This is a genomic window from Sedimentibacter sp. LTW-03 (assembly GCF_052059825.1).
Taxonomy (GTDB): domain Bacteria; phylum Bacillota; class Clostridia; order Tissierellales; family Sedimentibacteraceae; genus Sedimentibacter.
In genome coordinates this window covers 2,260,216-2,282,837 of the sequence record NZ_CP197180.1, presented here as the reverse complement: position 1 = coordinate 2,282,837, position 22,622 = coordinate 2,260,216, and the positions used below count along the sequence as shown (strand labels likewise).

Annotated in this window: 22 protein-coding genes, 1 riboswitch and 1 other annotated feature; of the genes, 8 read left to right on the top strand and 14 right to left on the bottom strand. The window is 35.5% G+C overall.

Annotated elements, in window-relative coordinates:
- Window positions 1–51: 51 nt before the first annotated feature.
- From ACS3UD_RS11455 to ACS3UD_RS11430, 6 genes are all read right to left on the bottom strand, one after another.
- Complete coding sequence (locus tag ACS3UD_RS11455) at window positions 52–204, bottom strand: hypothetical protein (RefSeq protein ID WP_213925723.1); 153 nt, start codon at window positions 202–204, stop codon at window positions 52–54.
- 350 nt (window positions 205–554) lie between these two features.
- A complete protein-coding gene (locus tag ACS3UD_RS11450; protein ID WP_308139492.1) occupies window positions 555–2,012 on the bottom strand; it encodes an NCS2 family permease in 1,458 nt (485 codons plus the stop codon).
- A gap of 118 nt (window positions 2,013–2,130) precedes the next feature.
- Window positions 2,131–2,232: riboswitch (purine riboswitch) on the bottom strand.
- Window positions 2,233–2,435: 203 nt separating this feature from the next.
- Complete coding sequence (locus tag ACS3UD_RS11445) at window positions 2,436–3,599, bottom strand: ABC transporter permease (protein WP_308139493.1); 1,164 nt, start codon at window positions 3,597–3,599, stop codon at window positions 2,436–2,438.
- A gap of 15 nt (window positions 3,600–3,614) precedes the next feature.
- Window positions 3,615–4,298 carry an ABC transporter ATP-binding protein gene (locus ACS3UD_RS11440; protein ID WP_308139494.1) on the bottom strand — a complete coding sequence of 228 codons (684 nt, stop codon included), beginning with the start codon at window positions 4,296–4,298 and terminating at the stop codon, window positions 3,615–3,617.
- Window positions 4,295–5,914: an efflux RND transporter periplasmic adaptor subunit gene (locus ACS3UD_RS11435; protein WP_308139495.1), complete on the bottom strand. Its 1,620-nt coding sequence runs from the start codon at window positions 5,912–5,914 to the stop codon at window positions 4,295–4,297. Before ACS3UD_RS11435 ends, ACS3UD_RS11440 begins: the two co-directional genes overlap by 4 nt.
- Window positions 5,915–6,074: 160 nt before the next feature.
- The gene (locus ACS3UD_RS11430) at window positions 6,075–6,887 is read right to left on the bottom strand and encodes a CAP domain-containing protein (protein WP_308139496.1); all 813 of its coding nucleotides are present in this window, start codon (window positions 6,885–6,887) and stop codon (window positions 6,075–6,077) included.
- A 371-nt stretch (window positions 6,888–7,258) separates the two neighbouring features.
- Window positions 7,259–7,459, top strand: a binding site (T-box leader).
- A 68-nt stretch (window positions 7,460–7,527) separates the two neighbouring features.
- Here ACS3UD_RS11430 and tyrS point away from each other — a divergent pair.
- From tyrS to ACS3UD_RS11415, 3 genes are all read left to right on the top strand, one after another.
- Window positions 7,528–8,760, top strand: coding sequence for a tyrosine--tRNA ligase (gene tyrS, locus ACS3UD_RS11425; protein ID WP_308139497.1), 1,233 nt, complete (start codon window positions 7,528–7,530; stop codon window positions 8,758–8,760).
- Window positions 8,761–9,022: 262 nt separating this feature from the next.
- Window positions 9,023–10,414: a TldD/PmbA family protein gene (locus tag ACS3UD_RS11420; RefSeq protein ID WP_308139498.1), complete on the top strand. Its 1,392-nt coding sequence runs from the start codon at window positions 9,023–9,025 to the stop codon at window positions 10,412–10,414.
- The gene (locus tag ACS3UD_RS11415; RefSeq protein WP_308139499.1) at window positions 10,414–11,766 is read left to right on the top strand and encodes a TldD/PmbA family protein; all 1,353 of its coding nucleotides are present in this window, start codon (window positions 10,414–10,416) and stop codon (window positions 11,764–11,766) included. The genes ACS3UD_RS11420 and ACS3UD_RS11415 overlap by 1 nt, the downstream gene beginning before the upstream one ends.
- 73 nt (window positions 11,767–11,839) lie before the next feature.
- On the opposite strand, the gene ACS3UD_RS11410 is transcribed toward ACS3UD_RS11415, so the two are convergent.
- Window positions 11,840–12,037: a DUF378 domain-containing protein gene (locus ACS3UD_RS11410; RefSeq protein ID WP_213925732.1), complete on the bottom strand. Its 198-nt coding sequence runs from the start codon at window positions 12,035–12,037 to the stop codon at window positions 11,840–11,842.
- Window positions 12,038–12,192: 155 nt separating this feature from the next.
- Here ACS3UD_RS11410 and ACS3UD_RS11405 point away from each other — a divergent pair, with 155 nt between their 5' ends.
- A complete protein-coding gene (locus ACS3UD_RS11405) occupies window positions 12,193–12,447 on the top strand; it encodes a hypothetical protein (protein ID WP_308139500.1) in 255 nt (84 codons plus the stop codon).
- A gap of 23 nt (window positions 12,448–12,470) precedes the next feature.
- On the opposite strand, the gene ACS3UD_RS11400 is transcribed toward ACS3UD_RS11405, so the two are convergent.
- The 6 genes from ACS3UD_RS11400 to ACS3UD_RS11375 all read right to left on the bottom strand — a co-directional run bounded on the left by ACS3UD_RS11400 (window position 12,471) and on the right by ACS3UD_RS11375 (window position 16,457).
- A complete protein-coding gene (locus tag ACS3UD_RS11400) occupies window positions 12,471–12,752 on the bottom strand; it encodes a hypothetical protein (RefSeq protein WP_308139501.1) in 282 nt (93 codons plus the stop codon).
- 688 nt (window positions 12,753–13,440) lie between these two features.
- Entirely contained in the window at window positions 13,441–14,124 is a 684-nt protein-coding gene (locus ACS3UD_RS11395; protein WP_308139502.1) for an ABC transporter ATP-binding protein, read from the bottom strand.
- On the bottom strand, window positions 14,111–14,866 hold the full coding sequence (locus ACS3UD_RS11390; RefSeq protein WP_308139503.1) for an ABC transporter permease: 756 nt from the start codon (window positions 14,864–14,866) through the stop codon (window positions 14,111–14,113). Before ACS3UD_RS11390 ends, ACS3UD_RS11395 begins: the two co-directional genes overlap by 14 nt.
- Complete coding sequence (locus ACS3UD_RS11385) at window positions 14,841–15,875, bottom strand: ABC transporter substrate-binding protein (RefSeq protein WP_308139504.1); 1,035 nt, start codon at window positions 15,873–15,875, stop codon at window positions 14,841–14,843. Before ACS3UD_RS11385 ends, ACS3UD_RS11390 begins: the two co-directional genes overlap by 26 nt.
- A 25-nt stretch (window positions 15,876–15,900) precedes the next feature.
- Complete coding sequence (locus tag ACS3UD_RS11380) at window positions 15,901–16,146, bottom strand: TM1266 family iron-only hydrogenase system putative regulator (RefSeq protein WP_308139505.1); 246 nt, start codon at window positions 16,144–16,146, stop codon at window positions 15,901–15,903.
- A gap of 122 nt (window positions 16,147–16,268) precedes the next feature.
- Window positions 16,269–16,457, bottom strand: coding sequence for a helix-turn-helix domain-containing protein (locus ACS3UD_RS11375; RefSeq protein WP_308139506.1), 189 nt, complete (start codon window positions 16,455–16,457; stop codon window positions 16,269–16,271).
- Window positions 16,458–16,730: 273 nt separating this feature from the next.
- Between ACS3UD_RS11375 and ACS3UD_RS11370 the strand changes: the two genes are divergently transcribed.
- The 4 genes from ACS3UD_RS11370 (at window position 16,731) to ACS3UD_RS11355 (ending at window position 20,323) form a co-directional block, all read left to right on the top strand.
- On the top strand, window positions 16,731–17,168 hold the full coding sequence (locus ACS3UD_RS11370; protein WP_308139507.1) for a GNAT family N-acetyltransferase: 438 nt from the start codon (window positions 16,731–16,733) through the stop codon (window positions 17,166–17,168).
- A 229-nt stretch (window positions 17,169–17,397) separates the two neighbouring features.
- On the top strand, window positions 17,398–19,044 hold the full coding sequence (gene gltX, locus ACS3UD_RS11365) for a glutamate--tRNA ligase (RefSeq protein ID WP_308139508.1): 1,647 nt from the start codon (window positions 17,398–17,400) through the stop codon (window positions 19,042–19,044).
- Window positions 19,045–19,078: 34 nt separating this feature from the next.
- Window positions 19,079–19,720 (top strand): HAD family hydrolase, encoded by a 642-nt coding sequence (locus ACS3UD_RS11360; protein WP_308139509.1) that lies wholly within the window; start codon window positions 19,079–19,081, stop codon window positions 19,718–19,720.
- Window positions 19,721–19,780: 60 nt separating this feature from the next.
- The gene (locus ACS3UD_RS11355; RefSeq protein WP_308139510.1) at window positions 19,781–20,323 is read left to right on the top strand and encodes a DUF1697 domain-containing protein; all 543 of its coding nucleotides are present in this window, start codon (window positions 19,781–19,783) and stop codon (window positions 20,321–20,323) included.
- 184 nt (window positions 20,324–20,507) lie between these two features.
- Here the strand turns inward: ACS3UD_RS11355 and feoB are convergent, their stop codons facing one another.
- Window positions 20,508–22,613 (bottom strand): ferrous iron transport protein B, encoded by a 2,106-nt coding sequence (gene feoB / locus ACS3UD_RS11350; RefSeq protein WP_308139511.1) that lies wholly within the window; start codon window positions 22,611–22,613, stop codon window positions 20,508–20,510.
- Window positions 22,614–22,622 lie beyond the last annotated feature (9 nt).

Below are 22,622 nucleotides of genomic sequence, written 5' to 3'. Positions count from 1 at the left end.
CCGCTTTTTATTGAGTATAATTTTTTTCGCTCATAATAACACCTTATTTCATTAGTCTTCTTCTTTTCTTAATCCTCTTTCGTGCAATTCACATTCATTCTGTATGCACTTGCTGTCTACATTGTATATGCAAGTTATAGTTCCGCATTTTCTAAAAGTCATTTTTGCAACAACATCTCTAATATCTTTCACTGCTACGCTCATAATAATACCTCCATTTTTTATTTGATAATTTATTATACCATCTAAAATGCAATTTGTAAACAATAAAATGCAGAAAAATATAAAAAAATTTTAGGAAAACAATTTCATATGCAACTTTTGCATAATTTTATTCAACAAATGCAGGGTTGCAGGATAAAAAAATTGTTGAACTTTGAAATGTAAATTGCAAGTAAATTATTTTGTGTTTCAAAACAAGTACAAGTATGGTTTTTATATATTGCATGAGGTGTAAATGCAAAAAATCGACACAGTTTAGATCTATGTCGATTTTTTTATAAATATTTACTTGCGTTCTATCGCTTAAGAATGTTTCTTATAATGATGGGGTGCTAAATAATTGCAAGCACTACAAAGTTTAATAGGAACAGCAGCGTTGAAATAAACAAAATAGGATGTATGTCTTTGAATTGACCTTTGCATATCTTTACTATACAGTAGAAAATGAAGCCTGCGGCGATTCCGTAGGAAATGCTGTAGCCGAATCCCATAAATACGGATGCAAAGAATGCAGGTATTGCTTCGTCCAGATTCTCCCAATCAATTTTTGTAAATGATGACATCATCATTACGCCTACGATTATAAGTACAGGAGATGTGGCTGCAGATGGTACTATTCCAGCAATCGGTGCTATTAATATACAGGCTATAAATAACAAAGCTGTTACAACACTGGTTAGTCCTGTTCGACCTCCGGCGCCTATACCTGCGGCACTTTCAACGTATGTTGTTGTGTTTGAAGTTCCAAATACTGCACCTATAGATGTTGCTATTGCATCAGCGAATAAAGCCTTATCCATTTTAGACTTAAAACCTGTGCTTGTTTCCAAGGCATGTTGATCTTCTTCACTGAAAATTCCGCTTCTTCTACCTGTTCCTATGAATGTGCCTATTGTATCAAATGTATCTGACAAACTAAATGCAAATATTGTCATTAAAACAAGAGGTACTCGTGAGGGGTCTGCGAAAAGTGACTGAATTCCATTAGGACCGAATGCTGCTCCGAATGTTACCTTAAGTTCCGCAAAAGAGGATGCCAGACCTCCTGAAGTTAGAGTTATTTGTGATAGATCGACAACCTTAAAAGGTATTCCAATTAAGGTTGTAGCTATAATACTTATAAGGACTGCTCCCTTTATTTTAAGAACAAGGAGGACAACCAGCAGTACAAGACCTATGAGTGCCAGTTGTGTTGCAGGATTTGTGAAATCAACTAAAGACGGAACAATTCCACCATTTGTAACAACAGAAAAAATATTATTATACGTTCCGTTTGCAGCAAACGCCTGATTGTTTATTGAAATGATGTTTGCACCTTCGGAAGTAAACTCTACAATATTTGCTCCCTTAATTCCTATGTATGCTATAAATATGCCGATTCCGCCGCTGATAGCATTTTGCAAATTTTCAGGAATAGCTTTTATTATGCTTTTTCTGATTTTTGTAATTGTAATAAATATATTCAACAAACCGCACACAAACACAAGTGCCAATGCCTGTTCCCATGTGAAACCCAGAGCAAATACAACAGTGTATGTAAAAAATGCGTTAAGTCCCATACCGGGGGCTTGTGCATAAGGAACATTTGCAAACAGACCCATTACTAGAGTACCAATTGCAGCAGCTATGATTGTAGCTAAAAATACCGCCTGCGACGGCATTCCTGTTGCCGATAAAATTGCCGGGTTAACAAATATGATGTATGACATTGCAAAAAAAGTGGTGAATCCGGCCATTATTTCTGTTGACACATTTGTGCCGTTTTCTTTTAGTTTAAAAAAGTTGTCCATTATTCCTCCAAAATAAATTCATTTTATCTTAAATATTAACTGAGTTTACTATTTCCAAATTGAGAAGTAATATTATAAATCAAAAAAAGCGAATAGGCTTATTCGCGTCATTAAATCAGAAAAAATAAACTTATTCAATAGTCAAACAATTTAAGGTCGCTTGGTAGAAACTCTGGAACCGTATTATCCACATTATATTGATTCTTTAATATTTAATTTTGACATATGTATTATATATTAATTCAAAGTATTAGGCAAATGTATTTGTAACAAAAAATCGATTTTCATATTCTGCTCAGAAGTCTAATATGCGTATTCGTTTATATTGGTCATTATGTGCGGTTATGAACAATCAAATAATAAAAAAGACGATTCCTGTTCAATGCAGAAATCATCTTCTTATTGCATAGTTCTATTTTTTTATCACTCGTATCGCAATGCGTCTACAGGTTTTAATTTTGAGGCTTTGTTTGCAGGATATAGTCCAAAAAATACACCGACTGCAAGTGAAAAGACAAATGCTATTACAATTACAGGGATGTTGACTGAATATGTAATATCCATAACATTGGATATTGCATATGATGCTATAATCCCTGAAAGTGCACCGATGATGCCCCCCAGACCGCTCATTACAGATGATTCGATTAGAAACTGTATTAGAATGTTGGCCCTGCCTGCACCTATTGCCTTGCGTACGCCTATTTCCTTTGTTCTTTCAGTCACAGTGACAAGCATTATGTTCATTATTCCTATTCCTCCTACCAGCAGAGAAATGCCTGCTATTCCGCCAAGCATTGCAGTAAGCATTGCTGTTGTTTCGCTAAGAACTTCCAGCATTTCATCCTGACTGAATACATTGTAGTAGTCTTCTTCTCCAAAGTACTCGAGAAGATAGTTTTCAATATTTTCCTTTGCAATGGAAGAATCTTCCGCAGAATTCGCCTGTACGGTTATGCTGCTTACCTCACTAGTATTGTTTTGTCTCATTAGTGAGGTTACGGGAACTATTATTATATCGTTGCTGTCTCCTGATGAAGAAGAGCTTTTTGATTTAAGAACTCCCACTACTGTATATTTTTCACCGCCAATTGAAATTTCCTTTTCCAAAGGATCATCTTTGTCGAACAGATCTTCAGCCGTAGTAGATCCAATAATGGCAATTTTATTTCTGTATTTTACATCAACGGGAGTAATCGGTCTTCCGGATTCAACTTCATAATTATTTATACTCAAATAGTTTTCATTTCCGCCCATTATGCTTACATCGGTTGTTTCAATATCATATTTTACAGTTGAGCTTGAAGAGTAAACGGGAGTAGCGCTTTTCACTCCTTCAAGAACCTCTATGTCGTAGGTATCATTATATTTAAGAGCTGATCTTCTCCCTCTTATACTAACGTTTATAATATTTGAACCCATGCTGGAAATGCTGTCTGCAACACCTGAAGTTGCCCCTTGCCCTATGGAAATAAGGACTACAACGGAAAATACTCCTATTATTATGCCCAGCATTGTCAGGAATGTTCTCATTTTGTTTGATAAAATAGACTGAAAGGCCATTTTTGTTACGCTTTTAATGTTCATCTCGGTCTCCTTTCCTTAGTCTGTCTGGGATGCCGGATTGTTAAGGAGCAGTCCGTCTTTGATTGTTATAGTGCGCTTTGCTTCTTTTGCAACCTCGCTGTCGTGTGTTATTAATACAATAGTTTTGCCATCTTTGCTCAGGTTTCGTATTAGGTTCATAACTTCGCCTCCGGATTTGGAGTCAAGATTGCCTGTGGGCTCATCTGCCAACAGAACAGGAGGATCGCCTGCCAATGCACGTGCTATAGCTACACGCTGCTGTTGTCCTCCGGATAACTCCGTAGGTTTATGTTCCATTCTGTCACTTAACCCTACCTTTTCTAAAGCGTCAAGGCTTCGTTGTTTTCTTTCCTTCGCATTCATACCTCTGTAAATAAGGGGCAATTCAACATTCTCAAATGCTGTCAGCTTTGGAAGCAGGTTAAATTTCTGAAATATAAAGCCTATTTTTTGATTTCTTATTTTTGAAAGCTGCTTTTCGTTATATGTACTTATTTCTTTTCCGTCCAAATAATATTCTCCAGTTGTTGGAACATCCAGGCATCCGATCATATTCATGAGGGTTGATTTTCCTGAGCCGGAAGGGCCTATTATTGAGAGAAATTCGCCTTCCTTTACATGAAGAGTTATTCCTTTGAGCACCTGCACCTGCACAGAACCCATATCATAAGTCTTGGTTATGTCTATTAGATTTATCATTGCCTCGGACCTCCGCCTTGACCGCCGGGGCCTCCTGCTGGACCTCCTTGGACTCCTCCCATTCCGGGCATGCCCATGTTCATTGTATTTGTTGTTGCATTGTTGGATTTAACAACCGTGTAAACTATTGTATCGCCCTCATTGAGTCCGCTTAGGATTTCAACTTGGTCATCGGTAGCAAGGCCCATTTCTACAACAACATCGCTGGTATTTCCGGATGAATCCTTTATCGTTACCATGTAGTTGTTTTTCTGCTTGTGGATTGCTTCAACAGGGATAATCAAAGTATCTTCGCTTATTTCAGAGATTATCTTAACATCTACGTTCATTCCTGACATAAGGCTTTTTCTGTCATCAAGCTTAACAGTTACGTCATATGTGGTAACTCCGTTGGATGTTGTTCCTTCCAATGATATTTTAGTTACGGTTCCTGTGAATTCCTCGTCAGGATATGTATCGCTAGATATATTTGCTTTCTGTCCTACTGCTATTTTGTTGATATCGAGTTCATCAACTGCTATTACAACTTTCATGTCTTCCATATCAGCAATAGTCATCAATGCTGTTGATCTGTCAACTACCTCATCTTCTGAAACACTTATATTAAGGATAGTGCCGGTCATGGGAGAATATATAGTGTCTCCTTCTAGCATATCTTCAATTTGCGATTTATATTTTTTTATTGAATTTTGTTTTTCTGATATTTCAAATTCCAAGTCTGTCCCTTCAATAACTGCTATTAAATCGCCTTTATTCACATATTTTCCGTTTTCTGTTTCAACGGATTTTATTTCTCCGCTAACCTTTGAAATAATTGCTTCTTCTTTTACTTCGTCTATTTCACCGTTTTGCATTGCTTGATATGTACCCTGATTGTTACTTACGGAAACCCGAGCCGTGTCTCCTACACTGAAGCCTCCGGGGTTGGACATCCGTATTGTTACAAGATATCCAAACGTTCCGCCTCCCATCTGTACAGGTGTGCTGTCCTTTTCTGTTACAGTTCCTTCATGTGTTGAGAAATATTTTGTCATAAATACAGAGGCAGCATCTCCAATGGATATTTTTTCAAACTGTTCCTTAGAAAAGTATAAATTGATATAAGAATTGTCTGTATCCTTAACTGTGGCTATAGAAGAATTGCTGTTTATATTATCACCGGCTTCAATATCCAAATTTGATATAATACCGGAAATAGGAGCGTAAATATTTAAATCTCCTTGGTTTTCGTATAAATCATTCAATTCTCTTTGAAGTTTTTCAATACTTAATTGAATACTGTTGATTTCTGTGCTTGTGTCGTCGTCAGTGTCGGATTTTAACGAAATGAGAACCTGGTCTGGCTCAACCACATCTCCTTCAGTAACGTAGATAGTATCTACTGTTCCATCAATTTCAGATTTAATAGATCTTTTGTCAGTTGGAGTAACCGTTCCGCTTTCTGAAACAGACATTGATATGTCTCCACTTGCAACAGTGTACTCAACTTCTGTTGTTGATGATTCATCCGCAGAGGTTGATGCAGCTTTTTGCTTGGCAGTTACAAATACAGTTACAGCGACAGCCGCAATAATGATTAGTATAACTACTGTCAATCTTGCTTTTTTACTTTTCATAAATTATTCCTTTCTATAAAAACTATGTTGTATCATTAATATTAGAGTTGGAATGTGATAAAAATGTGTTGATATAAAATAATATATTTCAAAAAATAAAATCAGGACGTTTCCTGATATCCAGATAGGATATAAGAGGAAACGTCCTGATGTGATTATTTTAGTTAGTGAACATTTGTGTCCAGTAAGATGTTCCGTTAGAATTTGTTACGTAGCCAACTCCTATTTTTGAGAAGTTTGATGAAAGAATATTAGCTCTGTGTCCTGCTGAGTTCATCCATGCAGTTACAACGGCTTCAGGTGTTTTTTGCCCGGATGCTATATTTTCACCCCAAGCTGACCAACTTATACCGAATTTTGTAAGCATGCTACCAGCACTTCCGTAAGTGGGTGACTGGTGTGCAAAATAGTTATTATCCGCCATGTCTTGAGACTTAATTCTTGCAACATTGGAGATTGCAGTGTCTAATGTAAGTGCAGGAAGACCTTCCTTTTCTCTTTCTATGTTTACAAGCTCCACTACTTTTTGCTCGTATGCTGAAACAGATGTAACTGTGCTTTCTGTTTCGGCAGCAGTATTATCTTCAACTGTAGTAGTTGTTTCAGCCGGCGCTTCAGCAGGCGTTTGATTTTCAATTGTTTTAGTAGCTTCGGATTCGGTAGAATTATCAACCGGAACTTCTACTTCTGCCTGAGTATCGGCAGGTGTTTCAGTTTCAGTAGTAGGGACATTATATTTAACAGTTTTTTTGCTAAATAAATTGCTGCAGTCGATTGAATTTAAATCTACAGTTTTTCCGTTAATTGTAAATTTATTTTTTACATTTGAGTTTGAAAATTCGCATGAATAATTTTTCAAATTACTAAAATTATACTTAGCTGTGCTTGTACAATTGCTTTCTGCTGCAAAGGCAGTTATTGGCGAAAGAGCCAAAGCTGCTGTCAATGTTAATGCTAATACTTTTTTGTTCATAAATTCACTCCTGTTCATTCTTTAAATTTTTGGGAAGCGGTTAGCCCTAGCTTCTTTGGAAACTTTAGAACTTTAATGAGCTTTCCTTCATGAAAAGAGTATATCACCGGAAAAACAAAAAAAAAACGCACAATAATTACTCTAATTGTAAAATGTGACAAAAATATTACAACATATTCAAGTTGAAAAAGATAATTACAAAAATATTACAGATAACTTGTATTTATACAAAAACACTTAAGAAAGTATTAATTAGTTTAGCATTATTTATATAAATTCCATAATATTAACACTGGGATAATAAATGCCAAAACGAAAATAATTCCTTGACAATACAATAATTTTATATTATTATTCCTTTATTACATATTATCATAACTGTGAAAGAAGATAAGTAACATTTTGGTTACAAAAAAAGAGAGGGGATCGGACGGTGCAAGATTCTCAGTACAAAATGTGAAATACACTTCCGGAGTTGCCATGGGAGACCATGCGGTTGTCCGACCGATAAATCGGAGAGAGGCAATATTATTGCGAATTAAGGTGGTACCGCGGGTTATCTCGTCCTTTTTGGATAGATAGCTCTTTTTTTATTAACTGCAAAAAATCAATTGAAAACTACTATAACGGAGGTATTGTTATGAAGCAGGGAAATGTATTTGATGTATTGAAAGAGAGAGGATATATCGAGCAATGCACGCATGAGGAAGAAATTCGTGAGCTGCTGGGGAAGGAGTCCGTTACATTTTATATAGGATTTGATCCAACGGCGGACAGTCTTCACATCGGCCATTTTATACAAGTAATGGTTATGTCAATAATGCAGCAGTATGGGCACAGACCTATTGCACTCCTCGGCGGAGGAACTACAATGATAGGTGATCCTAGCGATAGAACGGGCATGCGTTCTATAATGACGCAGGAAATAATTGCAAATAACGCTGAGAATTTTAAAAAGGTATTTCAAAAATTCTTAGATTTTTCGGATGATAGGGCAATAATGGACAATAATGCTGAATGGCTGCTACCGCTTAATTTTCTAGATTTCATGAGGGAAGTTGGCGTTCATTTTTCTGTAAATAGAATGCTGGCTGCAGAGTGTTATAAAAATAGAATGGAGCAGGGACTTACATTTTTTGAATTCGGATACATGTTGATGCAGAGCTATGATTTTTATGCGCTGAATCAGAAATATAACTGTAAAATGCAGCTTGGCGGAAATGACCAATGGTCAAATATCATTGGAGGAATAGAGCTTACAAGAAAAAAAGCTAATGAGCAGGTTTATGGAATGACATTTGCTCTCTTAACAAACAGTGAAGGAAAGAAAATGGGCAAGACAGAAAAAGGAGCGTTGTGGCTTGACAGGGACAAAACATCACCATATGATTTCTACCAGTACTGGAGAAATATTGATGATGCAGATGTGGAAAAATGTCTGGCATTATTAACATTCCTGCCTATGGATGAGGTAAGAAGACTGGGACGCTTAGAAGGCTCAGAAATAAACAAAGCTAAGGAAATACTTGCTTATGAAATTACAAAGCTAATACATTCTGAGGAAGATGCCATTAAGGCACAGGAAGCTGCAAGAGCACTATTCGGGGCAGGAAAAGATTCTGAAGACATGCCTACAACAGAACTGACAAGAGCTGAATTAGGAAGCGGCATAGCCGTTATAGATCTTATGGTTAAGGCTGGATTAATTAAGAGCAAGAGCGAAGGAAGAAGATTAATTGAACAGTCGGGAGTTTCTGTAAATGACAAGGTTGTAGATGGTGTCAGCTCAGCAGTTACCGAAAAGGATTTTGAAGAAGGAAAGCTGATTATTAAAAAAGGAAAGAAAGTTTACCATAGAATTAAGTTGGTATAAAATTGCCATATAAACGCTTAAGAGTAATATTAGGTTTGATATAAAAATGGACTGTTGCATTGAGATTTTTAACCCTTAATGCAATAGCCCATTTTTTAGTGTATCTGTTGCGGATATTCTCTCAAAGGTGGCTGAGTTTTATTCTTATTTATTAAAAAAGCGTTTGTATAATTTTCATTTTCATTTAAAAATAAAAATTATTAATACTTTAAGGAAAATATGGTAAAATATTAATAAATTATTTGAGAATAGGAGTGATTATGTGTTAAACAGGCAGGTTATCGAAGACACATTAAATGCTGCACTTTCAACAGGCGGAGATTTTGCGGAAGTCTTTGTTGAAGACAGAACCAACAATGGCATTTTAATGATCGGAGGCAAGGTTGAAAGTACCATGTCAGGAAGAGACTATGGAGTAGGTATAAGAATTTTCAAAGGCTTCAACAGCGTTTATGCATATACAAACAAATCAGATCACGACTCACTGATAGAAACTGCAAAAAAGGCGGCTGCCGCTATTGAAGGAACTCAAAATGTAGTAACAATGAATCTTGAAAAGTCAAAAGTTAATAATATCAATAATATAATAATAAATCCTGAAACAATTGGAAAAACAAAAAAAGTTGATATTATGAGAAGGGCATATGATACAGCTTTTAACTACAGCGATCTTGTAACCCAGGTAACAGTAAACTATACAGACTATACACAAAATATCATGGTTGCAAACACAGAAGGGTTGTGGAGAGAGGACACTAGAGTTCGATCACGCTTGGGAATATCTTCTGTTGCGTCAAAAGATGGAGAAATGCAGTCAGGATTTTTTGGACCTGGAGCAAGCAAGGGTTATGAATTTTTTGAAAATTTAGATGTTGACCATTATGCTAAAGAAGCTTCAAGAATTGCCGTAACAATGGTCAATGCAAAGTACAGTCCGAGCGGAAAAATGCCGGTAATAATTGATAACGGATTTGGAGGAGTTATATTTCATGAGGCATGCGGTCATGGACTGGAAGCGACCTCTGTAGCTAAGGGGCTTTCGGTTTTTTCCGGAAAAAAAGGGCAGCAGATAGCGTCTCCTTTAGTAACGGCAATAGATGATGGTTCAATTCCCGGAGAATGGGGCTCATACAATATAGATGATGAAGGAACAAAATCTCAGAGAAATGTTCTTATAGAAAATGGGATACTTAAAAGCTATATGGTTGACAGGCTAAACGCAAGAAGAATGAACATGGATATTACAGGATCATCAAGAAGACAGGGCTACAGGTACGCTCCTACTTCTAGGATGTCCAACACTTTTATAGATAACGGGAAGTCTACTCCAGAAGAAATTATTTCTAATACTGAGAGAGGAATTTATGCGAAGCACATGGGTGGAGGCTCTGTAAATCCAAGTACAGGAGAATTTAATTTTGCAGTAATGGAAGGCTATATTATTGAAAACGGTAAAATAAAAGATCCAGTAAGAGGTGCAACACTCATAGGGAAGGGAACTGATATACTAACTAAAATTGATATGGTAGGAAATAATCTTATGCAAAGCCAAGGAATGTGTGGCTCGGTAAGTGGAAGTATTCCTGCAAATGTAGGGCAGCCTATGATAAGAGTCTCTGAAATAACAGTAGGTGGAAGGGAAGGTGAAAAATAGTGGATATTAAACCATTGATAGAAAAAATATTTCAAAAAGGCAGGCAAAATGGACTAGGAGATATGGAAGTTTATTATTCCGCGGGAAACAGTCTTTCACTTAAAGTGTTTCAAAAAGATCTTGACGGTTACAGCCTTTCAGAAAGTGAAGGATTATCTTTGAGGGGGATATATAAAGGAAAAATGGGATATTCCTACACAGAAAAGGTAGACGAATCCTCAATTGATTTATTAATCAAGAACGTTATTGAAAATGCTACTGTAATTGATTCTGACGATGAAGAGTTCATTTATGAGGGATCAAAGGAATATAAAAATGTAAATACATATAATCAAAGTCTGGCGAAAGTATCTGAAGTTGATAAGATAAGCTTTGTTAAAAATCTTGAAGAAGAAGCCTTCAGCATGGATAAGAGAATTACTTCTGTTGAAACATGCGTCTATGGAGATGGATATGGGGAAACGGTCATGTCTAATACTAAAGGGTTGTATCTGCATGATAAAAGTAATATTGCTTATACATACGTTGTTGTAGTTGCAAAAGATGGCAATGACATAAAAACAGGCATGGCATACCGAACCGGAAATGATTTTTCCAAGTTCAATGCAAAGGAAATATCAGGTGAGGCAGTGAAGGAAGCCGTATCGCTTTTAGGAGCTAAAACAGTAAAATCAAATGATTATCCAATTATTATTAGAAACAGTGCAGCTGCTGACTTACTGGAAGCATTCACAGGAATATTTTCGGCAGAAAACATTCAGAAAGATCTTTCTCTTTTAAAAGGAAAACTAAACCAGCAAATAGGAAGCGAAAAATTTACATTGATTGATGATCCTTTTATGGAAGGTGGTCTTGCTTCAAGGTCTTTTGACGGTGAAGGTGTGGCGTGTAAGTATAAAAAAATAATTGATAAAGGAACTTTAAAAACCTACTTGCATAATTTAAAAACTTCGAAAAAAGATAAAATTGACACAACGGGAAATGCAAGCAAGGGATCATATAAGTCTTCAATAGGAATATCGCCTTCAAACTTTTATATTGAAAAGGGAGATAAAACACTGGATGAACTGATTTCATCAATGGCATCCGGAATTATGATTACTGAACTTCAGGGATTGCATTCCGGTTTGAATTCAATATCAGGAGATTTTTCTCTAGCGGCCTTGGGGTATGAGATAAAGAACGGCAAAATTACTGGACCTGTTGAACAGATAACAGTTGCAGGCAACTTTTTTGAGATGATTAAAAACATTGAAGAGGTTGGAGCAGATTTGAAGTTTGGTTTGCCGGGAGAAGCGTACATAGGCTCCCCATCCCTTAAAATAAAAAAGCTTGCAATAGCAGGAAAATAGCAGGATAACAAAAAATGAACAAAGTAAAAAGACAATCCGATCGGATTGTCTTTTGAATTGGTAAAATTGGTAATTAATCTATTCTTTCGCGTTCATTGAATAATAAGGTTATACAGTATAAGCCTGCCAAACCTACAAGTCCATACACCAATCGGCTGAATATTGCAGTTTGGCCTCCAAATATAGCAGCTACAAGGTCGAACTGAAACAACGCTATAAGACCCCAGTTTAAAGCTCCTATAATTACTAATACCAATGCAAATTTATCCATAGGTCAGAATCCTCCTTAAATTAATATATTTCTAGTGTTTCAATAAATTTCTATATTATGCACAAAATCAAAAATTAAAAGGAGTGTATTCAATTAACACATATTTTTTTTGTGAATATAATAGCTTAAAATGTTATTTCATTAAGGAGGTTATCATGGAAAATTTCGTACCTGAAGATATTGAAACAAATGAAGTAAAATCTCAGTGTGATTGTGACAGAATAGGCGGAAGAAGACAGGCGCCGCCGTGCATAAAAGACGAAGTTCTAGATTGTACATCAAATACAAATTTGTTGTGGTTCTTTTTATTGTTAGTAGCAATTGTATGCCAAAGCAATTGTAACATAGATTTAAATGCTTTGCTTTGGTTTTTCTTGCTTCTGGTTGTTATTTACAACAACTATTATTAATTAAATTAAAAGTCTGCCCAATTTTATATGGCAGACTTTTTATCATCATCTATTAATTCAATTTCAAGCTTATCAAAATTAACCTCATCAATGAAATCTTGAGGATAGAATGTTACATACTTAAATTTGGAAAATTCTAAGTCGTGTTTTTTAAGCCATATGGGCACACTTAAATCAAGCTTCTGACATATTTCTTTTAGGCATTTATCCTTTTTTTCTGACATAGCTACATCTTCTTTATTTTTAACTACAATTGAATCAACCAAACGATTTTTACTTATTATTTTAGCCCATAATTTATACATGTCTCACCTTGTTTTAATACTGCGGTGTTATAATAAAATTCTTGAACAAGAATCCACCGTAATTAATTTTTGCGCCTTTAATTTTTCTCCCTAAATCATTAGGAACTATAATGTCTATTCCGTCCACATTGTACACATTATCACTTTTCGATTGTTTCGCCGAAACAATTTTATATGTGATACCGCTTCATCCTACAGGATAACTTACAAGTTTTATAGGAAAATTTTTTTCTTGCATTAAAGATAGCTTTTCTTTTGCCTTATCTGTAATACTAATATTCATGGCCGCTCCTTAGCTAAATTTTGGAATGACTTCAAATCCTTTTTTAAATATCCCACTTGCGTAACTAATTTCTGCGCCTTTTATTGCACCATCAAGTTCATCTGATACAATTAAATCTATTCCGTCAACATTATAAATTTGGTCTTTATCTGATTGTTTCTCCGAAACAATGCCTATCTCGGCACCACATCAGGAATAGCCTGTAATTTTTAATTTGATTGGTTGTTTATTATTTTTCAGCTCAGTCATTTTTTCTCTGGCTTTATCTGTTAATTTAAAATTCATAATTTCCTCCACATCCATGTTTTATTTACTTAACTTTATAATTTATCTGATAACAGTTCAGTGACTATGTCACATTCATTAGTTTAACTCATAACAATTTTTTTATGTTTGTATATAATATTATAATCTTGCTAAATTTTCAAGTAAATAAAAAATATTTTTATGATTTGATTTTTCATCAAGAATTATTTTTTTAATAATTTTAACGGGTCTGTCACTAAGAACATAAATATAATCAGATAAATCAACTGTTTCATTAATATCATGGGTTATAAACAGAACTGTTCGTTTGTTTTCGTTCCATAAATTTTTAAAAATGTGAATAATATCATTTTTTATTTTTAAATCAAGTCCTTTAAAAGGTTCATCCAAAATTAAAAAATCAGATGGGTATGCAAAAGCTCTGGCTAGCGATACCCTCTGGCACATTCCACCACTTAATTCACTGGGCTTTTGTTTTTCATATCCCTTTAGGCCTACTATGTCAATGTAGCTATGTATAATATCTTTCCTTTTTTCATCAGGATAAATATCTTTGAGAACAAAGTCTATGTTGTCGTATACACTGTACCAGGGAAGAAGCCTGTGGTCTTGAAAAACGTAGGAATATACTGTGTTTTTAATTCCAGTTACCATACCGCCGTCAATATCCGTAAGGCATGCAGCAATGTTTGCTATTGTTGTTTTGCCTACACCTGATGGGCCAAAAAGGCAAGTTATTTTATTTTCTTCGAAGGATAAGCTGAAATCCTTAAGAATTTCAACATCTCCATATTTTTTATAAACATTTTTAAGACTGATCATAATTCCTCAATTTAAATAATTTTTTTAGTATTGCTTCAAAAGTAATGCTCAATATTATTATAATAATTGTCCATGCAAATAAATCAGGCATTTCAAGATAAACCTTGGAGTCGTAAAGGAAGCTTCCGATAGAGTACTTCGGAAGGCTGAGCACTTCAGCTGCCGATGTTACTTTCCAGCCTATTCCCAGAGCCGAAATCATAGCTGCCCTAATATATGGAAGAGCAGAAAAAAGATAAACTGAAAAAATAACACGAGATTTCCTGACTTTATATAATCTGCACATATCCAGGAGGTTTGAGTCAGCTGATTTTATTCCGGCCACCGTGTTCGTCCATATAATCGGGAAACACATTAAGAATGCCACAAATATAGGGACATTGGTATCACTGAACCACATGATTGCTATTATTATTATCGACATGACTGGAATTGTACGTATTGTTGATATAAAGGGATTAAATAAATCATGTATTAAATTGTTTGTTCCGCATAAATAACCAAGCAGTATACCTGCTGTACAAGAAAGAGCAAATCCTGCAAGAGTACGGTACGTACTATAAAATATTGTTATGTAGGTGTTTTTACATTTCAAAAGATTTAGTAAGGCATTAAAAGCTGAATAAGGAGAAGGCAGGTAAATTTCCTGCCCTATAACCAAGGATAATATCTCCCACATAGAAACCCAAAATAATACTATAAATATTTTTTGCTTACTACTGTTCAAAATAAAATGCTTCATCAGGTAAAGTTCCTCCTACGGAAGCAGGATTAGAATCAAACAAAATTTTGTAGAAACCATCCAGACTTGATTTTATATCTTTTGCCGGGATAAAGGTTATTCCGCAATTGGGGATTGCTTTTTCAACCAGAGCTGCGCTTGGCATTATTTCATTTTTTTCAACTAGCACAGAGGCATCCTTTGGATTTTCATTAACCCAGTTGACAGATTCTTTGTATTGGCTTAAAAATTCTTCAACAAAATCCATATTGCTTTCTGCAAATTCTTTATTAACTACAATGCAGCCAGTGTACAATTCACTGGAATTTGAAGATGCCTTCTTCCATTCTTCGTTTAAATCAAGCAGGATTTTAACATTGTTATTCTTCATTGAAACCTGAGTTACAAACGGTTGCGGAAGAAGCGCGACTTTTGTGTCTTCAGCTATGACAGATTGTGCCAGAGTTGCATGATCTGTTGAATAATCTAGCTCAACTTTTCCATTAAGTTCATTTTGCTTAAGAATATAGTTCATGGCAAAATCAGGAGTAGAACCTTTGGCACTCATGCCAAGAGTTTTTCCTGAAAGTTCCTCAATTGAAGAAATCTCTTCTGAGCCTACAATGTATAAATTTCCCACTGTGTTTACTGCCATAATTTGCACCTTGCCTCCCGTTTTATTATATAGGACAGATGCGAGATTTATAGGAAGAGACGAGATTTGTATGTCACCTTTTATGATTTTTGCTGAAAGTGCGTCCGGTGCGCTTTCGGCTATATATTCTACATTATATTTTTCGCTGTTTAAAGCTTTCTCATCAATCAGTTTTATCATTCCTATTGATGTGGGCCCCTTCAGACCTGCTATCATTATATTTACAGGTTCGGAATTTTGCTGGCTGTCCGGTTGGTTTTCTTCAGCTCCTTGAGATTCAGCAGGTTCGGAAGTCTGAGGCTGTGTATTATTTGTACATCCTGCCATTACGGCAATAATTAAGACAATTGATAACAATAAACTTACCTTTTTCATATTTTCCTCCAAATAAATTTTAATATTATTTTTTTGACAATGCGCTTTTTACGCTTATGTTCTTAATCTTTCCCAGTCTTCCTGTTAAAGCACCAATTTCGTCGGTGGTGCCGTCCACAATCAGTGATATTACATTTACACCTTTTTCTTTATACGGGATGCCCATCCTTCCTACAATAATGAAAGCAAATTGATGTAAGATTTCATTTACCTCAAAGATATGCGTTAAATCCTCGATCACAATTCCTACTACACCTATTCTTTTATCCATAAGACCTCCTTAAAATAAAAAATTCCTTGCAGACACAAGGAATAAAAGCCATAACTAGTATGTACTTATGCTTTTCCTTGCTCTCAGACAACCTTGAGCTCAGATTTATTTAGCTGAATATATTAAATCAAATCATCCTTAGAAATGTTAAAATATTGAGCAAAGCTTGCCAAATAGAATTCTGATGGCTGTTCTTCACCATTCTCATATAATTTAATTCTTTCTCTCGGCACATTAAGTGCAACACTCAGTTCTTGTTTGGTCATTTCCTTATCTTTACGGATTTGTCTCAACTTTTTACCTAATGTCATTATGCCACCTCTTTGCATTTAATATATATATTATATCAAAATATGATAATTTTACAATTATAATTTAATTATATAGCAATATAAAAAATATCAATATATAGATGCTCTTTTTTATGTGGTACATTAAATATAATTGAAGACTGTATAAAATAGGTTCTCAGGGATGAAAGGAAGCTTTGTTATATGTTATTAAACAAAGCTTTTTTTATTGTATGTATTGATTGACTTTATATTGAAATGATATAATATAAAAAACAAGTAGGGAGTGGCACTATGATCTCAACAAGATGGTTTCAAGGAAAAAACAATATAAAAGATGCTGTAAGCTTAAGGCAAGAGATATTTGCCGGAGAATTAAAGTTAATTAATTATCTGGTACATGATATGTATGATGAATTTGCTTTTAATACAGTCATATATGATGATGGTGTTCCTGCGGGCACAGGAAGGTTGCTGTTTAAAGAAGGCAGGTATCATATAGACAATGTGTGTGTTGTAAAAAAATACAGAGGGATGCATTACGGTGATTTAATTGTGAGGATGCTTGTCAGAAGAGCCGTAAATATGGGAGCGGATAAAACATATGCGGAGGTAGGAGAAGACTGCATGAAATTGTTTGAAAATATAGGGTTTGAGACTGTACAATCAGATTGTAGTAAATTCTTGATGGTAAAACACGGAGATGTTGGAGGAAGCTGTTGTAAGCATTGATTATCAGATTTTACTGCTGTTGAAAAAATTATAATGATAAACAGCTGGACAAAATAAATGGCGCAGTATATAATTATTTCATTAAATGCAATTACTCATAGTTCAATGAACGCCACCCTCTCAAGGTGGAAAGGGGTTCGAATTCCCAATGAGTACCATTAGATTTGAGGGACGGTTATATTTACCGTCTTTTTTGTTCAGTACATAAGCACAATAAACGGAGGAAAAAATGGATTATAAAAAGCTGGCTGAAATTTTATTTCCAGACATACACGAAACTGTTGAATATTATGAAAATGAAGTTTTTCCAAAGAGGAACATACCTGAAGGTGCAAAGGTAACAAGGCTTGCTCCTAGTCCTACAGGTTTCATTCATTTGGGAAATCTGTACGGAGCATTTGTTGATGAAAGATTGGCCCACCAAAGTGGCGGAGCATTCATGTTGCGTATAGAAGATACGGATGAAAAGCGTAAAGTTGAAGGATCTGTTGAAATTATTATTTCATCCCTTAAATATTTTGGGTTGAATTTTGACGAAGGTGCATTGCTGGATGGTGAGGAAGGAAACTATGGGCCATACTATCAAAGCAATAGAGGTAAAATCTATCAGTGCATTGCAAAGCATTTGGTTGAGCAGGGAAGAGCATACCCATGCTTCTGCACAGAGGAAGAACTGGAAGAAGTAAGAACACAACAAACGGATGAAAATGTCAACACAGGTTATTACGGTAAATGGGCAAAGGACAGAAACCTGACTTTGGAAGAGGTACAGGAACACTTAGACAATAATGAAGAGTTTGTTGTAAGATTCAAGTCCATGGGTACAGAAGAAGGAACTTTTGATATAGTTGACGCTATTAGAGGAAGTTTAACGATACACGAAAATTATCAAGATATTGTAATATTAAAAACAAATGGTATACCTACATATCATTTTGCGCATGTTGTGGATGATCACCTAATGAGAATTACTCACGTTGTAAGAGGTGAAGAGTGGCTTTCAACGCTTCCTATTCATTACGAAATTTTTAATACTTTGGGATGGAAAACACCGACATATTGCCATACAGCACATTTGATGAAAATTGATAACGGAGCGAAAAGAAAGCTCTCAAAGAGAAAAGATCCTGAGCTTGGACTGGGATTTTACATGGAACTGGGTTACCACCCGGCTGCAGTAAGAGAATATCTGCTGACAATTTTAAATTCTAATTATGAAGAATGGAGAATGGCGAATCCGGATACTTCATCAGAAGAATTTGAATTTACCCTTGAAAAAATGAGCAATTCCGGAGCGCTGTTTGATTTGGATAAATTGAACAACATAAGTAAGGATGTAATGCTTAAAATACCTGAAGAGGAAATTTATGAGTTCCTGCTGAACTGGTCGAAAGAACATAAGACAGAAATTTCAGAAGCTCTTGAAAATAATAGAGAATCGGTTATCAAGCTGCTTTCAGTGGGAAGAAGTGGCAACAAGCCAAGAAAAGACCTTATGTATTGTAGACAGATATTTGAATTTATTCAGTATTACTTTGATGAATATTTTGGAATAACTGACAGCTATCCTGAAAATATTAGTGAGGATGAAGCGAAAAAACTTCTTAGTGCATATTTGGAAACATATGACCATGCTGATGATCAAAGCAGCTGGTTCGAAAAAATAAGGACAATAGCGCAGGAAAACGGATATGCTGCAAAACCGAAGGATTATAAGAAAAATCCCGAAATGTACAAGGGTCATGTTGGCGATGTAAGCACTGTCATAAGAATAGCTCTTGTAGGAAAGAGCAACTCGCCTGACATATGGGAACTGCAGCAGATAATGGGAGAAGAAAAGGTAAGAAACCGAATGTCTAAAGCAATAAAAGAATAATTATAAAAAACACAAATATTTCAGAGAGGGCATTATGATATATACACACATAATTTGGGATTTCAACGGAACGCTGCTTGATGATGTTATGGCAGGAATAAAGAGCGAGAATGTGCTGCTTTCCAGAAGGAATATGCCTTTGATAGAAAATATCGAGCAATATCACAAATATTTTTGTTTCCCCATTGTTGAATACTATAAAAAACTTGGGCACGATTTTGATAAAGAGGATTACAATGACCTTGCAATTGAATGGGTTACTGAATATCTGAAATTTTCGAGAGAATCAATGCTTCACGACGGTATCCGTGAGGCATTGGACAAATTTAAATCCGAGGGCTGCCGACAGATAATTTTATCAGCTTCGGAAAAAGAGATGCTGACCAAACAGGTTAGGGAGCTGAACATACACGAATATTTTGATGAAATACTTGGGTTAGACAATATCCATGCCTACAGTAAGTCTGAAATGGCAAAGGAATGGGTGAAAGGTGAAAAACCGAGGAAGGCACTTTTCATAGGAGATACTACACATGATTATGAGGTTGCCTGCGGCATGAATGTAGACTGCGTCCTGGTAGCCAAAGGGCATCAAAGTAGAAGTACCCTTTTAGAATGTGGTGTACCGGTATTTGATACGTTTTATGATATGCTAAGCTATTGGGAGAAACAGTAAGAAGATGAAGTAATCAACCTTTACGCTCGAGGAGCGAATTTATATATGAGGTGATCTGAATTGGAAAAGTATGTCGCTCTTTTGCGTGGCATAAATGTAAGCGGTAAAAATAAAGTATCCATGCCTTTATTGAAAGTGGCATTTGAAGATATAGGATTTTTAGATGTTAGAACCTATATCAATAGTGGAAATGTTCTTTTTTCGAGCGATATACGTGATAAAAAAGAACTGGTCAACCGGTGCGAATCTATCATAACAGAAAGATTTATGTTAAATATTCCTGTGGCAATTGTATCTAAAAAAGAATTAGTAGAAGCCTTAGACCATGCACCACAATGGTGGGATAATGATAAAAAAGTAATTAATCAGGCTATTTTTCTTATTCCGCCTGTCACTATAGAAGAAGTATACAATTCAGTTGGAGATGCTAAACCAGAATATGAACAGGTTGATTACTATAAAAATGTTATTTTTTGGTCTGCACCAAGGGAAACCTTGTCAAAAACGAGATGGTATAAAATTGCCAGTTCACCAGTAAATAGTAAGGTGACAATTAGGAATGCCAGTACGGTGAAAAAAATACTTTTGCTATCGAATGAATAATTTAATATGATCACACCTTCTGTTGGTGCTTTAACGTAGACTCCAACATAAAATTTGACTTATTACGAAATTGAGCGGTTGCATCTTTATGCTGATGCAACCGCTCTTACTTTGCCTATAAGCCCTATATAGTCCAAATGAATGTCGGAATCTTTTTTGGATGCATTTAATTCAATTTTGCATATCAAAAAATGATTTTGTAAATACTTGCAGTTACAAAGCAGACCGCAAATGCTATTGCAGTAGGTATTATAAAGGCTGCAACAGTCCATTTAATGCTACCGGTCTCTTTTTTTATTGTCCATAAAGTTGTGGAGCACGGCCAGTGAAGAAGGCTGAACAGCATGACATTAAGTGCTGTAAGTACGGTCCACCCATTATCCAAAAGTAAGTTCCTCAACTGTCCTATACTCTCAAATTCTGTGAGGGTTCCTGTGGAAAGATATGCCATAAGCAATACAGGAAGAACAATTTCGTTAGCTGGTAACCCTACTATAAATGCCATTAGTATAAAACCGTCAAGTCCTATAATTTTCCCGACAGGGTCTAAAAATTCTGCAACATGTGCAAGAATACTTATATCTCCTACATATATATTTGCTAACATCCATGTGACTAAACCTGCTGGAGCTGCTACTATTATAGCTCTTGACAAAACAAATATAGTTCTGTCAATAATTGATGTGTACAGCAGCCTTCCAATTTGGGGAACTCTGTAAGGTGGTAGTTCTAACGTAAAGGTTGAAGGTATTCCTTTCAATAGAGTTTTCGAAAGAAGGTATGACACTAAGAGAGTAACACATATACCGATTAAAACCATCAAAGTTATGAAAATTGATGGAACAAGCCCGTTTACGAGTGAACTTGATGTGATTGCAAAAAATGCAGATGCAATTGCAATAATTGTAGGGAATCTTCCGTTACACGGAACGAAATTGTTTGTAATCACTGCAATAAGCCTTTCTCTTGGAGAATCAATTATTCTGCAGCCTATAACTCCGGCAGCATTACACCCGAAGCCCATGCACATAGTTAAACATTGCTTGCCGTGAGCGCATGCTTTTTTAAAAAGATGATCAAGGTTGAAGGCTACCCTGGGAAGATACCCTAAGTCTTCAAACAATGAAAAAAGAGGAAAAAAAATTGCCATTGGAGGCAGCATGACTGAAACAACCCAGGCCAATGTACTGTAAACGCCGTCAACTAAAGCACCTATTATGTATTCGTTAGTGCCAGCATTTACCAATAATTCTGATAGGTGAGGCTTAAGCCCGAATAATAAATTGCTTAGAAACTGCGAAGGAATGTTTGCGCCTTGGATTGTAATCCAGAATATCAAACCCAAAAGAGTAAGCATGATGGGTATGCCAAATATTTTGGAGGTTATTATGTCGTCTATTTTTTTATCGCGGTTAATTTTTTTTGTATCTTCTTTAACATAGCGCATCTTTAATTTATTTGCATAATTATAATTCATTTCTGAAATTTTTTCTCTTATGTTTGTATTGCATGATTCTATTCCTGTTGATTCAATTATTGACAAAGCACTTTCTTTGCTCAGATGATTTTCTTTTTTATATGAAAAAATATCAGGAGAGCTATCCAAAAGCCTGAGAGCAGTCCATCTTTCGTTTGAAATATTTAATTTTCTCAAATGGGGTATTAATTCAGATATTTTTTCTTCGGTTTTATCATCATATTTCAATAAATTAGGCGAGTATTCCAGCCTGTTATAGGAAACTTTTTCAATAGTATTTTTCAGTTCGTCCATTCCAACTCCGCTTCTGGCAGAAGTAAGTACTATTGGAATGTTTAGTTCTTTTTCGAGCCCTTCTTTATCAATTGTAATATTTTTCTTTTTTGCTTCATCGATAAGGTTAATACATAGTATTAACTTGTTTGTTATTTCAGAAATTTGAAAAACTAAATTCAAATTTCTCTCAAGGCATGTTGCATCTGCAACAACAACCACGGCATCATAGTCTCCATAACATATAAAATCCCTTGAAACTTCCTCGTCTTTAGACGCTGCAAACAGTGAATATGATCCGGGAAGGTCAACTAACACATATTCTGCGTCATTATGTGTGAATTCACCTCTAGCTGAAACAACGGTCTTGCCCGGCCAGTTGCCGGTATGCTGTTTTAATCCGGTCAAATAGTTAAATACTGTGCTCTTACCGGTATTTGGATTACCTGCGAGAGCTATTACGTGCTGAAAGTCAGATTTAGAAATGTTAAAAACGTCCTTCATCGAGTCAGTTTTAACAGATTGTGCGGTCATCGCCATAATTAGTCC

Excerpts from the sequence above, each read along its gene's own strand:
- ACS3UD_RS11455 (WP_213925723.1), bottom strand. The coding sequence starts at position 204 with ATGAGCGTAGCAGTGAAAGATATTAGAGATGTTGTTGCAAAAATGACT.
- ACS3UD_RS11450 (WP_308139492.1), bottom strand. The coding sequence starts at position 2,012 with ATGGACAACTTTTTTAAACTAAAAGAAAACGGCACAAATGTGTCAACA.
- ACS3UD_RS11445 (WP_308139493.1), bottom strand. The coding sequence starts at position 3,599 with ATGAACATTAAAAGCGTAACAAAAATGGCCTTTCAGTCTATTTTATCA.
- ACS3UD_RS11440 (WP_308139494.1), bottom strand. The coding sequence starts at position 4,298 with ATGATAAATCTAATAGACATAACCAAGACTTATGATATGGGTTCTGTG.
- ACS3UD_RS11435 (WP_308139495.1), bottom strand. The coding sequence starts at position 5,914 with ATGAAAAGTAAAAAAGCAAGATTGACAGTAGTTATACTAATCATTATT.
- ACS3UD_RS11430 (WP_308139496.1), bottom strand. The coding sequence starts at position 6,887 with ATGAACAAAAAAGTATTAGCATTAACATTGACAGCAGCTTTGGCTCTT.
- tyrS (WP_308139497.1), top strand. The coding sequence starts at position 7,528 with ATGAAGCAGGGAAATGTATTTGATGTATTGAAAGAGAGAGGATATATC.
- ACS3UD_RS11410 (WP_213925732.1), bottom strand. The coding sequence starts at position 12,037 with ATGGATAAATTTGCATTGGTATTAGTAATTATAGGAGCTTTAAACTGG.
- ACS3UD_RS11405 (WP_308139500.1), top strand. The coding sequence starts at position 12,193 with ATGGAAAATTTCGTACCTGAAGATATTGAAACAAATGAAGTAAAATCT.
- ACS3UD_RS11400 (WP_308139501.1), bottom strand. The coding sequence starts at position 12,752 with ATGTATAAATTATGGGCTAAAATAATAAGTAAAAATCGTTTGGTTGAT.
- ACS3UD_RS11395 (WP_308139502.1), bottom strand. The coding sequence starts at position 14,124 with ATGATCAGTCTTAAAAATGTTTATAAAAAATATGGAGATGTTGAAATT.
- ACS3UD_RS11390 (WP_308139503.1), bottom strand. The coding sequence starts at position 14,866 with ATGAAGCATTTTATTTTGAACAGTAGTAAGCAAAAAATATTTATAGTA.
- ACS3UD_RS11385 (WP_308139504.1), bottom strand. The coding sequence starts at position 15,875 with ATGAAAAAGGTAAGTTTATTGTTATCAATTGTCTTAATTATTGCCGTA.
- ACS3UD_RS11380 (WP_308139505.1), bottom strand. The coding sequence starts at position 16,146 with ATGGATAAAAGAATAGGTGTAGTAGGAATTGTGATCGAGGATTTAACG.
- ACS3UD_RS11375 (WP_308139506.1), bottom strand. The coding sequence starts at position 16,457 with ATGACATTAGGTAAAAAGTTGAGACAAATCCGTAAAGATAAGGAAATG.
- ACS3UD_RS11370 (WP_308139507.1), top strand. The coding sequence starts at position 16,731 with ATGATCTCAACAAGATGGTTTCAAGGAAAAAACAATATAAAAGATGCT.
- gltX (WP_308139508.1), top strand. The coding sequence starts at position 17,398 with ATGGATTATAAAAAGCTGGCTGAAATTTTATTTCCAGACATACACGAA.
- ACS3UD_RS11360 (WP_308139509.1), top strand. The coding sequence starts at position 19,079 with ATGATATATACACACATAATTTGGGATTTCAACGGAACGCTGCTTGAT.
- feoB (WP_308139511.1), bottom strand. The coding sequence starts at position 22,613 with ATGGCGATGACCGCACAATCTGTTAAAACTGACTCGATGAAGGACGTT.